The sequence below is a fragment of the Roseixanthobacter finlandensis genome (assembly GCF_043195105.2).
In the GTDB taxonomy this organism is placed as follows: Bacteria; Pseudomonadota; Alphaproteobacteria; order Rhizobiales; family Xanthobacteraceae; genus NCEH01.
This window is the reverse complement of record NZ_CM195536.1, coordinates 1,234,095-1,248,151: the sequence shown is the minus strand read 5'-3', so window position 1 is coordinate 1,248,151 and position 14,057 is coordinate 1,234,095. Positions and strand designations below refer to the sequence as shown.

At 66.4% G+C, this 14,057-nt stretch carries 12 protein-coding genes; 4 read left to right on the top strand and 8 right to left on the bottom strand.

Annotated features, from left to right (window positions below; genetic code table 11):
• Window positions 1–20: 20 nt before the first annotated feature.
• Window positions 21–1,007 (bottom strand): rhamnan synthesis F family protein, encoded by a 987-nt coding sequence (locus V5G24_RS05860; protein WP_394085965.1) that lies wholly within the window; start codon window positions 1,005–1,007, stop codon window positions 21–23.
• 47 nt (window positions 1,008–1,054) lie between these two features.
• The gene (locus tag V5G24_RS05855) at window positions 1,055–1,618 is read right to left on the bottom strand and encodes a nitroreductase family protein (protein ID WP_394085964.1); all 564 of its coding nucleotides are present in this window, start codon (window positions 1,616–1,618) and stop codon (window positions 1,055–1,057) included.
• A 220-nt stretch (window positions 1,619–1,838) separates the two neighbouring features.
• Here V5G24_RS05855 and V5G24_RS05850 point away from each other — a divergent pair, with 220 nt between their 5' ends.
• Window positions 1,839–2,858 carry an RgsD C-terminal domain-containing protein gene (locus V5G24_RS05850; RefSeq protein WP_394085963.1) on the top strand — a complete coding sequence of 340 codons (1,020 nt, stop codon included), beginning with the start codon at window positions 1,839–1,841 and terminating at the stop codon, window positions 2,856–2,858.
• A gap of 37 nt (window positions 2,859–2,895) precedes the next feature.
• Complete coding sequence (locus V5G24_RS05845) at window positions 2,896–3,372, top strand: DMT family transporter (protein ID WP_394085962.1); 477 nt, start codon at window positions 2,896–2,898, stop codon at window positions 3,370–3,372.
• 44 nt (window positions 3,373–3,416) lie between these two features.
• On the opposite strand, the gene V5G24_RS05840 is transcribed toward V5G24_RS05845, so the two are convergent.
• The 6 genes from V5G24_RS05840 to V5G24_RS05815 form a co-directional block, all read right to left on the bottom strand.
• Complete coding sequence (locus tag V5G24_RS05840; RefSeq protein WP_394085961.1) at window positions 3,417–6,401, bottom strand: autotransporter outer membrane beta-barrel domain-containing protein; 2,985 nt, start codon at window positions 6,399–6,401, stop codon at window positions 3,417–3,419.
• Between the two features lie 248 nt (window positions 6,402–6,649).
• Entirely contained in the window at window positions 6,650–7,519 is an 870-nt protein-coding gene (locus V5G24_RS05835; RefSeq protein ID WP_394085960.1) for an outer membrane protein, read from the bottom strand.
• Window positions 7,520–7,929: 410 nt separating this feature from the next.
• Window positions 7,930–9,906, bottom strand: coding sequence for a threonine--tRNA ligase (thrS, locus tag V5G24_RS05830; protein ID WP_394085959.1), 1,977 nt, complete (start codon window positions 9,904–9,906; stop codon window positions 7,930–7,932).
• A 144-nt stretch (window positions 9,907–10,050) separates the two neighbouring features.
• Window positions 10,051–11,268: an alpha/beta fold hydrolase gene (locus V5G24_RS05825; RefSeq protein WP_394085958.1), complete on the bottom strand. Its 1,218-nt coding sequence runs from the start codon at window positions 11,266–11,268 to the stop codon at window positions 10,051–10,053.
• 122 nt (window positions 11,269–11,390) lie between these two features.
• The gene (gene yidD, locus V5G24_RS05820; RefSeq protein WP_394085981.1) at window positions 11,391–11,660 is read right to left on the bottom strand and encodes a membrane protein insertion efficiency factor YidD; all 270 of its coding nucleotides are present in this window, start codon (window positions 11,658–11,660) and stop codon (window positions 11,391–11,393) included.
• Window positions 11,661–11,988: 328 nt separating this feature from the next.
• Window positions 11,989–12,456: an iron-sulfur cluster assembly scaffold protein gene (locus tag V5G24_RS05815; RefSeq protein ID WP_394085957.1), complete on the bottom strand. Its 468-nt coding sequence runs from the start codon at window positions 12,454–12,456 to the stop codon at window positions 11,989–11,991.
• A 355-nt stretch (window positions 12,457–12,811) separates the two neighbouring features.
• On the opposite strand from V5G24_RS05815, the gene folE reads away from it, so the two are divergent.
• Both folE and hisI read left to right on the top strand, forming a co-directional pair.
• Complete coding sequence (gene folE, locus V5G24_RS05810; protein ID WP_394085956.1) at window positions 12,812–13,525, top strand: GTP cyclohydrolase I FolE; 714 nt, start codon at window positions 12,812–12,814, stop codon at window positions 13,523–13,525.
• A gap of 45 nt (window positions 13,526–13,570) precedes the next feature.
• On the top strand, window positions 13,571–14,056 hold the full coding sequence (gene hisI / locus V5G24_RS05805; protein WP_394085955.1) for a phosphoribosyl-AMP cyclohydrolase: 486 nt from the start codon (window positions 13,571–13,573) through the stop codon (window positions 14,054–14,056).
• Window position 14,057 lies beyond the last annotated feature (1 nt).

Genomic DNA, 14,057 nt, shown 5'->3' with positions numbered 1-14,057 from the left:
GAGATCTCAGCGCGTGAAGGTCAGCGCATTTCCAGCAAGGCCGCCGCACCGTCGCGCCCGGCGCCGAGGTGAAAGGCGATCTCCTTCACATCGAAATCCGCCCGGTCGAGAAAGGCCCGCCAGCCGGCGAGGTCCACGCCATAGGGATTGTCGCGCAGCAGCTGCACCTTCACGAACGGGAAGCCGGCGGCGATCAGGTCGCGCCAGCCCTGGTGCAACTGGTTCTCGCCCTGCGCGCCGGGGGTGCCCGGAAACAGGATGTCCACACCAAGCCCCGCGCGTTCCAGCACCGCGCGCTGCCCAACCTCGTAATCGCGGATGATCTGGAACTTGTCGCCGAGCGAGCGCACCTCGCCCCAGAAAGCCCGCGTGGCGGGATGGGCGAGCGCCGACGCCTTGTAGAGGAACAGATAGCTCTGGAAATGGGGGGCAAGCTCCGCGCTCTGCGTCAGGGCCGCCACATCGGCAGGGCTGCTGCGCAGGCGCTCCAGCGTCGCGGCGAGGGCCGCCGTGGAATGATAGACGCTGTCATTGGCGAACAGCACCTCGGGCGCCGCCCACACCTCAGGCAGGTAGCGCAGCGCGGCCGCCCAGGCAGCGAAATCATAGCCGTGGTTCTCCCGCGTCACCACGGCGTCGGCAACGTCAGGGCCGGGATCGAGACAATCGAGGTCCGGCCGGTCGGTGGCGATGATCAGCACCACCTGCATGCCGCTCGCCCGCAGATCTGCGCACAGCCGAAGAGTGTGGCCGAACACCCGCCCGTCCGCCGCCGCCGTCACCATCAGGCACACCGGGCCGCCGGAGAGCGAGGCCGCCGGCAGGCGCACAGCGCGAAACGCAGGGCCGAGCACGTCGCGATCCTCCTGCACCGGCGCGGCGGACACGGTGGACAATAGCCGCAGCGCCTTGCGGATGCGGCGCACGGGATTGACCCGCGCGCTCACATCCAGCGCGGCGATCAGCAATTGCTTGGACGCTTCCATCCGCGCCTTGAACGACACCATCGCCTGCTCTCCCTGGCGCCAACCCTCGGGCGAACCGCCGCCACAGCTCAGAAGCGGGTGACGATCTCGTCGAGGTTCGGACGGGGGCGATCCTCCAGCTTCTGAGTCGCGGTGCCGATATAGACGAAGCCGGTGATGCGCTCATGCTCGGCAAGGCCAAGCGCCGCGCGGGCCTTGGGCTCATAAGCCGGCCATTCGGTGAGCCAGGTCACGCCATAGCCGAGCGCGGTCGCCGCGATCAGCAGGTTTTCCACCACCGCGGCGGAGGAAAAGACTTGCTCGATTTCCGGGATCTTCACATGGGTCGCGGCGCTGGAGACCACCGCCACCACCACGGGCGCGCGCAGGAAGCGGTTGCGCTCGTCCTCCACGCGGCGCGGCGGCGCGTTCGGCTCCACCTGCGTCAGCACGTCCGCGAGCGCGGCCCCGGCGCGGGCGCGCCCCTCGCCTTCCAGCAGGATGAAGCGCCAGGGCACGAGCTTGCCATGGTCCGGCACGCGCGCGGCGATGGTCAGCATGTCGCGCAGATGCTCCGGCGAGGGCCCCGGCTCGGCGAAATCGAGAATGCGGGTGGAACGGCGGGTGCGAAGCACCTCAAGAATGTCGGACATGGCAAACCTTCAAGCAATCGCGCGGCACGGTCCCACCGGTCACCGCGCCTAAGGGCGGCGAGGGAGGGCTACGCCCACATTTTCCGCGCCTGCCTTATCACGCCGGGCGCGGCAGCCAAAAGCGACATAGCGCTCCCTGTGCGATCTGCCGGCGCGCGGACACGGGCAATGTCGTTGTGGTGACTTGAAACCGCCGCGGTTTCGATGCACGTCAGGAGCCATGCGCCGAAAGATCGAAGCCGCCCGCCGCCGGCGGAACTGGCTGTTTCCCTTGCTGCTCCCGTTCGTGGCCGCCGCGCTGGCGAATGGCGCGGCTTTCGGCCAGGCCATGCCGTTTGCCGGCGCTTCCCCCGCGCCGCCGCCGATCGATGCCTTTTCCGCCCCGCCCGCGCTCGGCACCAATCCCGGCCTGCGCACCACGCCGCAGGGGCAGGCCCCCAGCCGCGAACCGCACGCGGTGCTTCCGGCCGCGCCGGCGGGCAAGACCACGGTGGGCGTGTTCGCCCGCTTCAGCGCCGACGGGCCCGCCATTCCCCACGGGCTGATGTGGCGCGTGTTCGCCGATACGCCCGAAGCCTCCGGCGCCTTTCCCCTCGTCGCCGAGAGCACCGATCCCGCCCCGGTGTTCTTCCTCAACCCCGGCGGCTATATCGTTCATGTCACCTATGGGTTTTCCACCGCCGCCCAGCGGCTGCAAGTGGGTGCGGTGGCACGTCGCGAACAATTCGTGCTGCCGGCGGGCGGCCTGCGGCTAGAGGCCGACGTGGAATCCAAGATCATTCCGGGCCAGAAGCTGACCTTCGACATTTACGAAGGCTCGTTCCTCCAGGGCCGCACCTCCACCCAGCCCTATTATCGCGGCGCTAATGCCGGCGACGTGGTGCTGCTGCCGGAAGGCACGTATCACGTGGTCTCCACCTATGGCGACGCCAATGCGGTGGTGCGCGCGGACGTCAACGTGCAGGCGGGCAAGCTCACGGATGCCACCTTCCACCACCGCGCCGCGCAAATCGTGCTGAAGCTGGTGGCGGAGAAAGGCGGGGAGGCCCAGGCCAACACCCAATGGTCGATCGTGACGCCGGGCGGCGATTCCATCAAGGAATCCATCGGCGCCCTGCCCACGGTCGTGCTCAGCGAGGGCGACTATACCGCAATTGCCCGCAATGACGGAAAGGTCATCAGCCGCGACTTCAAGGTGGAGGCGGGCAAGGACCGCGAGGTCGAGGTCATCAACAAATGAGACCGCCGCCCTCTTCCGCCGCACCCGGAGCCTGCCTGTGACGACCCTCTATCTGGCCGCCGCCTTCATCATCGGGGCGTGCATCTCGCTTCAGGCGCCCATCAACAACCAGCTCGCCCAGGCCTTCGGTCACAACACCATTCTCGCCGCCCTGTTCTCGTTCCTGGTGGGCACCATATTCCTCACCGTCGTCGCCGTGGCGCAGGGCGGCATTCCCGCGGCGCTCGCGGCACTTCCCGGCCAGCCGCTGTGGAAGCTGTGCGGCGGGTTTCTCGGGGCCGCCTTCATCATCGGCTCGATCTATCTGGTTCCGAAGATCGGCCTCGCCAGCCTGCTGGCGCTGGTGATCTGCGGCCAGCTCATCTCATCGCTGGCGCTCGACCATTACGGGCTGGTGGGGCTGATCGAGCGCAGGCTGACCCCGGTGAAGCTGGTGGGCGCCCTCATCATCATGGCGGGCGTGATCTTCATGCTGTTCGGCGACCGGCTGCTCAGCGCCGTGCGCGATTCCTGACCCGTCCCGGCGACGCGTCGCCGCCGGGCACGCGGGATGGGCGGTCAGAACCTCCAGGCGATATTGGCCTGGAGGGCATTGACGCTGACGCCGTCGGCGAACTGGCCGACATAGGACAGGCCGACACGGGCCTGGGCCGATAGGTTGAGATCCGCGCCCACTTCCAGCAGCGCGGTATTTTCCGCCAGCGGCACGCCGCCGACCGTGAAATTCGCACCCGGCAGGGCACGCAGGGCGAGCTGCGCGGTGGGGTCGAGATCCCCGAAGGCATATTGCCAGGCCGCCGAGGCGTGGGGCGCCAGCACCATGCCGTTGGAGAGCGCGATCGACGTCGCGGCTCGCAGGCCGAGCGAGGAATAACCCACCCCAGCCGAAGCCGACGCACCGGACAGACCCGCCACCGCGCCGCTCTCGGCAAAACTATCGGTGTTGAGCTGCACCCAGGCAAGGCCCGCGAACGGCTCGAACGCGACCTGCTGGACCGCGAAGCCGTAGCCGACCTCGCCGAACACCTGCGCGGTGCCGCCGTCATATTGCGCATTGGCTTGCTGGGCGAGGCCCGGCACGAAGACGGTGCGCGTCGCATCGATCTGGTTGAAGGCATAGCTCGCGCCGAGGCGCAGGTTCCACGGGCCCGCGCTGGTGCCGGCATAGAGCGCCAGCAGCATGCTGTTGACCTCGGTGGAACTCGCCACCGCGTCCACATTGGCGTTCGACTGGGAATAGCCGAGCGCCGCGCCGATGCGCCAGTCGCCGGCGCGGATGTCGGCGCCGGAAATGATGCCGCCGATGCTCTCGCTCACGCTGGAGGCATTGCCGTTGCCGTCGAGATTGGTCCAGCCGCCGAAGCCCTGCGCCCAAATGGTGGTGCTGCCGGTGGTGGGATCCGGAGCGACGGCCGGCGCCTTGGTGGCATAGGCCAGTGCGCCAAGCGCGGTGGTGGGCGCCGGCTGCGCGGCGGCTTCCGGACCGGCAAAGGACATGGCCGCCGGCCCGCCATAGGCGAGCGCCCCCATCGCCCCGGACTGGCCGGCATAAGCGCCCTGACGCAGACGGTCCATCACCGCCTGCCGGCCGTAGATGCCGTCGCCGATCAGGACCGATTGCTCGCTGGCATAGGCTTCGCCCGAGAGCCCCTTCAGAACCGCCGGAAGCTGGCTTGCGCTCAGGCTGTAGAGGCCGTTGAGCGCCGCAGCGCCGGGGGTCGCAGCGTTCGGCAGGATACCGCTGTTGAAGCCGAGATCCACCGCGCCGCCGACGGCGGACTGGTTGGCCGTGAGGCCGGCCTGCCGGGCCATCTGCGAGGTCAGGTTCAGCGCCACGGTGGTGCCGGAATAGGCGAGCGCCGCGCTCACATAGGTGGGCAGGCCGGGCGTGGTCAGCGTCTCGAACCCGCCCGTCGTGCCGCCCGTTGCGGCGAGCAAGGTGTAGCTATTGGACAGCGTCGAGGTGAGGAAGGGTACCTCCAGCGTGCCGGCGAGCCGCGCCACGCCGGTTATGCCGAAGAAGTCGTTGCTGCCGGGCGTGACCCGCAAGGAGAGCGTGCCGGCCGAGGTTTGGACGAAGGTGCCGCCGAACAGATGGGTGATCGACGGCCCGTTGCCGCTGACGCCGAGCCAGCCGCTGTTCTCGAACCTCTTGTCCAGCCCCGCCGTCGCGGCGATGCGGCCGTCGATGATGCCCATATTGACGATGACGGTACCGCTGGCGTCGAGGCCGCTCCGCACGGCGTCGGACTCGATGGTCGTCTGCAAGGTGCCGTAGTTCAGGAAGGTGCCGTAGAGACCGTGCAGGTCCACCGCCGCGCCCGCGATGCCGCTGGACGTGACGGTGCCGGTGTTGGTGAGCACGCCATAGGTCTCGCCGCGCATGCCGACGCCGCCATTGCCGCTGACCTTGACAGTGCCGCTGTTGACGATGTCGTCGCCGATGCTGCCGGACAACGCGGCGGAATTGTCGGCGCTTGAGGTCAGCGTACCGGTGTTGCGGATGGGATTGTAGATGCCCGCGATGGTGGCGACATAGCCGTTGGGCGTGGTGGAGCCGGGGGTGAGATAAATGCCCACAACCGTATCGCCATAGGCCGAGTTCGAGGACACGAGCGACGCGCCCGGGATATTGATTTCGTACCAGGTGGGGATGCCCAGCGCGTCCACATGCAGCACGCCGGCATGCACTTCGCCGTCCACCGTCACCCAGTCGGCCACCATATTATATTCGCCGGAACGCCCGGCGCCGGTGATGCCTTCCAGATGCGTGACCACGGCGCCGGGATGGTCGTAGGTCGCCCAGGTGCCGGTAGTCTGGTTGTAGAGATAGCCGTGCTCGGCGCCGATGCCGCCGCCCGGCACATCGAAATAGCCCCCGGCGATCATGTTGCCATAGACGCCATAGGCGGTGGTGCTGGCCGCGCCGGGCTTGTTGTTGGTCACATAGGTGCCGGTCGAGATCGTGTAGATCATCGAATTGCCGGTCGCGAGGCGGGTGTCGTAATTGCCCACCACCTGGTCGCCGAACGTGCTGTGGGCAATGGTGTAGAGGGTCGGGTTGCCGGGCGCGCTGGGATACGCCAGCTGGGTGATCTGCTGGTTCGGCGCTGCCGCCCCATCATAGAGATAGCTGAGATCGTAGGGCGAAGACGCCGCGGTGATATAGCTGCCCACGGTGCGCAGCACGCCGCCCTGGTTGCCGAAGCTCGGCCCATACGGCGACGAGCCGATGGCGCCGGGATAATTCACCCCATTGGCCGTGGCGACCGGCATGGCCGACCACTGACCGGATGTCATATTGTACAGCAGCCCTCCGGTGGCGGTGGTGCCGGGCACCACGTAATTGCCGACAATCGTATTGCCGCGAATGCCGGTCAGGAAGGTGCCGGTCGCGCCGTAATTCAGCGTCGTATAGGGGGTGGGTGCCGGCGCCGGCGGCTGGGCATTGGCTTGCGCGCCAAAGGCGCACGCGGCAAGGCCGGCCATGGAAAAATACGCACAGGACGACAGCAAGCGTCCGCGAATGGCAGCCTTATTCATGACGAGCAATTCCCAACCCAAAACCACAACGCTAAAATCATTAACAGAGCCGCAGATGAAATCCAGTGATATGGCTTTAATTCGCGACACACCACGTCAGCGACTGTAAAACCGACGAGCGCGTGCTCTTTTGAACACAGTCGATCCAGAGTTTCCCTGCATAAAGCCATTTTGTTGCATTGCATCCTGATTTCAGGAATCGTGCGCTGCACGGAAAAAGAGGAACCGATTACCCCCGGCCTTTCGACTCAGAACGTCTTATTGAGCGAGATCGTCAGCGCGTGCGTTGTCGTGCCACCGGAAAAGTATCCGCTCAGAATTCCGATATCGTCATAGCCGTCGGTCGAACTGGAAAACGGCCCGCCGTAGGTATTCGTCTTCGTCTGCGTTACAGCATAGGTATAGCTGAGATCCAAAAACCAAGTCTGTGCGAAGAAATAAGTGGCGCCAACCACCGCCGCGCCGCCGAGTACCCATTGCGAGGACGAGAAGTTCGCCGGCGTGCCCGTGATGTTGAAGTGGCTGCCGTTGATGGCGGCAAATCCGATGGTGCCGTTCATGTCGTGCTTGACCTGGGACAATGTCGGCCCCGCGCCAAGATACACGAAGCTCTTCTCAAACGACCGCCCGACGAAGGGGATCAATGCCAGCTGATTGGTGACGCTCGTGGTGTAGGACTGCACCACCACATTGCCACTGAAACTGTCCGGGCTGCTGCCGGTGAACGAACCAGCCTGCGGCACCGCCAGTGTCTTGTTCTCGGCGCTGGCGCCAAGGTAATTGTACGAAACCTTTGCGCCCCAGAGCCAATCGCTCCCTTGAAGATGTTGAAAATAGCCCGCTTGCCCGGTCCCGGCGAACGTGGAGGCATTGCCGAAATCGGGGATCACGGCCCCGCCGGCGGAGCCAGCCCCCACCTGCACGCCGCCCTGATAAATCCTGGAGACGCCCTGCGAATAGAGCAATTGATCGGTGAACTGCGTGGAATTGAAGCTCGCGCCCGCGCCGACGAAGAAGCCGCTGTTCGGCACGCTGGTGGACTGCGCGTTCGCGCCGCCGCTTGGCCCGATCGCTGCCAGCGCCCCCGCTATCGCCAAGACGGAAAATGTCCTGTTCATGCGCGCCCTCATCAAAACCGCCCGGCCGCGAAGCCCGTATGCGGCTCAATCCGCCGAGAAGTCGAAGCGGAGCAATAAAAAAGGCGCGATGAACGAAGATGCAGCGCTGAAACAACCGCCCGAACGACCGCCCGGACGCTTCGGCCCTTCATCCGCCATCCCGAATCCTCATGCGAAGCTAAAGAGGACCGGCGGGAGAAGCCATCGGATTCACGATGAGAGCCAAAGAGTTCCACCCCCGCGGCTGCGCTGAATGCCACGCGATCAAGGGCGAGCACACCCTGCCTCACGCGGCCGTTCCGGAAAGCGGCGCAGCGGGTCCGGCGCCAGAGACCCGGCCGCAGGCAGCCGGGTCTGTCGTTTCAGCGTAGGCTCAACGGACCTTCACGGGGGATGGCTCGCGACGCCATTCACGCGGCGTGGCTCACAGCCGCGCGGCGCTGGAGGTCCGGCGGCACCGCCTCACCCGCCAGCAGGTCCAGGGCGGCACCGAGCGGCATCGAGACCTGGTCCGGGCTGCCGAGCCGGCGGATCGAGACCGTCCCCTCCGCCGCTTCCTTCTTTCCGGCCACCAGCAGCACCGGCACCTTGGCCAGCGAATGCTCGCGCACCTTGTAGTTGATCTTCTCGTTGCGAATGTCCTTTTCCACCCGCAGATCGCGGGCGCGCGCCGCCGCGGTCACCTCGGCGGCATAATCGTCCGCTTCAGAGGTGATGGTCGCCACCACCACCTGCACCGGCGCGAGCCAGAGCGGAAAATGCCCGGCGAAATGCTCGATCAATATGCCGGTGAAGCGCTCCATGGACCCGCAGATGGCGCGGTGGATCATCACCGGCGTCTTCTTCTGCCCATCGGCGTCCACATAGAAGGCACCGAAGCGCTCCGGCAGGTTGAAGTCCACCTGGGTGGTGCCGCACTGCCATTCCCGGCCGATGGCATCGCTCAGGGTGTATTCGAACTTCGGCCCGTAGAACGCGCCCTCGCCCGGCAGAATGCCGGTCTTGATCTTGCCGCCGGACTGTTCCTCGATCTGCTTGAGAACGCGCATCATCACGTCCTCCGCATGATCCCACACCGCGTCCGAGCCGACCCGCTTATCCGGCCGCGTGGAAAGCTTGACGATGATTTCGTCGAACCCGAAGTCGGCATAGGTGGAGAGGATCAGATCGTTGATCTTCAGGCACTCGGCCGCCATCTGCTCCTCGGTGCAGAAGATGTGGGCATCGTCCTGGGTAAAGCCGCGCACGCGCATCAGCCCGTGCAGCGCGCCCGAGGGCTCGTAGCGATGCACGGCACCGAATTCGGCGAGGCGCAGCGGCAGGTCGCGATAGGATTTCAGCCCGTGCTTGAAGATCTGCACGTGCCCGGGGCAGTTCATGGGCTTGAGCGCGAACACGCGCTCGTCCTCGGTGTCGTCACCGGCCGACTGCACCTTGAACATATTCTCCTTGTACCAGCCCCAATGGCCTGAAGTCTCCCACAGTGACTTGTCCAACACCTGCGGGGCGTTCACCTCGGCATATTCCACCTTCAGGCGGCGGCGCATATAGGCGACCAGGTTCTGGAACAGGGTCCAGCCCTTGGAATGCCAGAACACCGTGCCCGGCCCCTCCTCCTGGAAGTGAAACAGATCCATCTCCCGGCCGAGGCGGCGATGGTCGCGCTTTTCCGCTTCCTCCAGGCGATGGAGATAGGCATCCAGGGCGGCTTGGTCGTGCCAGGCGGTGCCGTAGATGCGGGTTAGCATGGGATTGTTGCTGTCGCCGCGCCAATAGGCGCCGGCCACCTTCATCAGCTTGAAGGCGTTGCCGACCTTGCCGGTGGACGGCATGTGGGGGCCGCGGCAGAGGTCAAACCATTCCCCCTGCTTGTAGATTTTCAGATCCTGGCCCTCGGGAATGACGTCCACCAATTCCACCTTGAACGCTTCGCCCTTCGCGGCGAACACGCGCTTGGCCTCCTCGCGGGACCAGACCTCCTTGGTGAAGGGGCGATCCTTGGCGATGATTTCGCGCATCTTCGCCTCGATCTTCGGCAGATCATCGGTGGTGAAAGGCTCATTTCGGGCGAAATCGTAATAGAAGCCGTTCTCGATCACCGGACCGATGGTCACCTGGGTCCCGGGATAGAGGCTCTGCACCGCCTCGGCGAGCACATGGGCCGCGTCGTGCCGGATCAGCTCCAGCGCGCGGGGATCGTCGCGGGTGACGATCTGGATGCGGGCATCCTCGAGGATGGGGTCGGAGAGGTCGGTCAGCGTCTCGTTGAGGACGATCGCGACGGACTTCTTGGCCAGCGATTTGGAAATGGCGCCGGCCACATCGGCGCCCGTGGTGCCGGGGGCGAACTCGCGCTGGGCGCCATCGGGGAAAGTCAGGGTAACCATAGGTCTTCTCCTGCCCACTCCTGCGTACCCCGCAGGTAGGCTCTTGTTGAAGCGGCCTCCTCTAAGCCGCCCGGCGCGCGCCGTAAAGGGCGAAGCCGGTGCGAAGCTTACCCAGCCGCGGGGATGCGCCCGGCCAGCCGGTCCTTAGGGCGCCGCTTTCGGGAGGTCCGCGCAATTGCCGGTGGCAGGCGCGCCGGCAAAGCGGTCGGCGAGGAAGGCCAGCGCATCCGGGGCACCGGCGGCCATGACGCCGTCATGATCGCGGCCCGGAAAAGTCTTGTAGGTCACGACATTCCCCTTGGCACACAGATCGCGGACCGAAGCGTCCGTATCCTGCGGGCGCACGGTCACGTCGGCGGTGCCCTGCATCACCAGGGTCGGCACGGAAATGGCGAGCGTGCCGGGCTCGTTCTGCGCGGCCATCTTGAGGAAGACTGCAAGGTCCGGATCCGCCAGGAACTGGTCCTTCGCGATAGCAGTGGCCCAATAGCTGTCGGTCAGGGCCTTGGTCATGCAGCCCTGCTGAAGCTCTGCCAGATACGGCTGCGCCTTCGCGGTCAGGATGCGGCCGAGGTCGATGGCCGTGTCGGTGGTGGCATAGGACTGCAGCGTATACAGCACGTAAGGCAGCGCCAGTTCCACTTTGTCGGACGCGCGCACCGCCGCGAGCCGGTCGGCGATATGGGTGCCCGGCGCCATGGCGATATTGCCGACAAGCTGAAGCTCCGGCGCGTAGGACGGTCCTTCAGCGGCGGTGAACAGATCCGCCTGGCCGCCCTGGGAGTGGCCCATGACGGCATATTTCGTCCCAATCTGCGGCTCCAGCACGCGCGCGGCGCGCAGCATGTCGAGGGCATTCTTGCCGTTCGGCACGCCCTGGAGAAAGGGGTGGAAGCCCGCGACGCCCAGGCCCTGATAATCGGTCGCAACCACCGCATAGCCCTTGGCGACGAACGGATCGAGCAGCGCCCGGATATCGGCGATATAGCCGTGTTCCGGCCCGGCATCCGTGTCGCGCGACGGGCCGCAGATGGCCGCGAGGCCGGTCGTGCCGTGGGTCCATGTGATCACCGGCCACCCGCCCGCGGGCGGCGTGCCCTTCGGGATCGCGACGGTCCCGGATACAGCCACGGGATTGCCGGCAGGGTCCACGGACCGGTACAGCACCAGCGTGTTCCGCGCGGCGCTCGGCAGCGCCATGGTGCCCGAAAGGAGCCGCGCCCAGATCGGCGAACCGGCGACGCCTTCCGGCAGCGGGGCGGGCGGGAGATAAAAGGCATCCGCCGCAGGTCCCTGCTCCACCGCAAACGCACTGCCGACGCAGCCGAGCACCGTTGACAGGCTCAACACCAAACTGAACAAGAACCCGCGTATCGTCACCGGCCGACTCCCCAACCGAGGCATGAAGGAAACGGCATAGCGCATTCGCGGTGCCAAGGTGTGACGGGAAACAAAACGCCCGCGCGCCCTGCCGAGAGCCCCGCTCATTCCGGTGGCTGGCGCCAGATCCCATAGCGCCACGGCCGATGCCAGCGCGCGTCGGCGGGCAGGCATTGGGGCACCGGGTCGAACCCCGATCCGCCCCAGGGATGGCAGCGGCACAGCCGCGCCGCACCCATCCACCCCCCCGCCCAGGCGCCATGGCGGGAAATCGCCTCGTCGGCATATTCCGAGCAGGTGGGCAGATAGCGGCACTGCCGCCCCATGAAGGAAGACAGCGTGTAGCGATAGAGCAGGATGGGCGCGCGCAGGATCAGGCGCGGCAGGCGCGCCACGGCGGTGCCGATGCGGGAGGCCAAGGACGGGCGCGCGACGACGCCTTGCCGTCGACGACCCCACGGGAGAGACTCCCCGACGCTGAGCCGCCCGCCCCGATCCGGGGCCTGTTTCATCGCCATGCGTAAATCGATCCTCGCCTTGCTGATCCTGCCCATTTCCGGACGGCCCTCGCCTGTGGCACTTCTGCGAGTTGAACGGACAAGCCGCATCCGATCCGCGATGCCGTGCATCCGCCGAGAAGCACACCCGCCCTGTCCGCCAAAGCCGAGACGCCCCGCGGAGATCAGATACGGCCGCGCCCGCTCAGCTCCCGGCGGTCGCCGGCGCGGGGGGCACGGTGCCGGCCTTGGCCTCGATCTGGTCGATGGCGTCCACCACCGCGTCGAAGGTCAGCAGCGTGGAGGCGTGGCGCGCCTTGTAGTCGCGCACCGGCTCCAGCACTTCCAGTTCTGCCCAGCGGCCCGCGGGCGGCGGGCCGTTCTCCTTCAGCATCTTGCGCATGGTCTCGCGCAGCGCCCGCAATTCGGCGACGCTCGAACCCACCACATGGCGCGCCATGATGGAGGAAGACGCCTGGCCGAGCGCGCAGGCGCGCACCTCATGGGCGAAATCGCTCACGGTGTCGCCATCGAGCGCCACGTCCACGGTCACGGTGGAGCCACACAGCCGCGAATGGGCGGTCGCGCTGGCCTGGGGATGGTCCAGCCGGCCGATGCGGGGGATATCGGCGGCATAGCCCAGGATACGGGTATTATAGACGTCGTTGATCATCGTGCGATCCCGGCCGCCCCATGGCGGCGTCATCATCCGGCCCGCCCGGCCACGGCCCGTAAAGGCGCGCTGCCATGCGGTTTGCGAGGCACGCTCAAGCAAAAGCGCACTTTGCGTTGCCTGTTCGCCGTCTTATATAGTCCATGTGCGGCGCGGCGGAAGACGCTGGCGCCTGATTGCGAAGCTTACCCCTCGGGAGCCGCCTCCCGCCGGCGACGCTTCGCGCAAAACGGACGGCAAGGCCGCCGCCGGGGCTTCCGGTGGGGCGCGGAAAGTGAGGGTCCGCGCATGCGTAGCCGACACCGGTGACACTCTCGCCCGGACTGCGTCCGTGGCGGGTCGAACGGAGTTGGGTATGGACGCGGTCGTGAAATTGCTGCGGGCGCAGGCCGAGAACGAGGCCAAGGCCCGCAAGCATGTGAAACATCTCCAGGCGCAGGCCAAGCGGCACGAAGATGCCCCGCAGGATGCGGCAGCGGACGAAGCGCACGATCCCGCGCGCCCCTCCAAGCGCGAGGCGGAGGCCGCCGTTCGCACCCTGCTCGCCTATATCGGCGAGGACCCGGACCGCGAGGGCCTGCTCGAAACCCCCCATCGGGTGGTGAAGGCCTATGGGGAATTATTCTCCGGCTATCGCCACGACGCGGCCGAGGCGCTCGACCGCACATTCGGCGAAATCGGCAATTTCGACGATTTCGTCCTGGTGCGGGACATCCCCTTCTATTCCCATTGCGAGCACCACATGGTGCCGTTCGTGGGCAAGGCCCATGTCGCTTATTTCCCGGTGGAACGGGTGGTCGGCCTCTCCAAGATCGCGCGGGTGGTGGACATCTACGCCAAGCGCCTGCAGACCCAGGAACATCTGACCTCGCAGATCATCTCCGCCCTGGACGAGACGCTGAAGCCGCGCGGGGTTGCCGTGATGATCGAGGCCGAGCATATGTGCATGGCCATGCGCGGCATCACCAAGGCGGGCGTCTCCACCGTCACCAGCCAGTTCACCGGTGCGTTCCGCGATGACCCGGCCGAGCAGGTGCGCTTCATCACCTTGGTGCGCGCCAAGGGCTGAGCCCCTCGGAGCGGTGCCCGCCGGCACCAGCCCATTGGAGTTTTCATGAGCGTCCAGACCCCCGTCTTCGCGGCCAGCACCGGCACGGCCGAACTTGAGGAAGGCACGCGCCTCACGCCCCGCTTCGACGCCAACGGCCTTATGACCTGCATCGCCGTGGACGCGGTGACGAACGAGGTGCTGATGCTCGCCTTCATGAATGAGGAAGCGCTCGCCCTCACCATCGAGACCGGCGAGGCGCATTATTACAGCCGCTCGCGCAAGAAGCTCTGGAAGAAGGGCGAAAGCTCCGGCCATACCCAGAAGGTGCTGGAGATCCGCGTGGATTGCGACCAGGACGCGGTTTTGCTGAAAGTCGAGATGGGCGGCACGGGCGCCGCCTGCCACACAGGGCGGCGCTCCTGCTTCTATCGTCGCGTGCCCATCGGCGGCAAAGCCTCCGCCGAAACGCCGCTGGAATTCACCGGCGACGCGCCGCGCTTCGATCCGAAGGCGGTCTATGGCGACCATGCCGGCCATTCGCACGATTAAG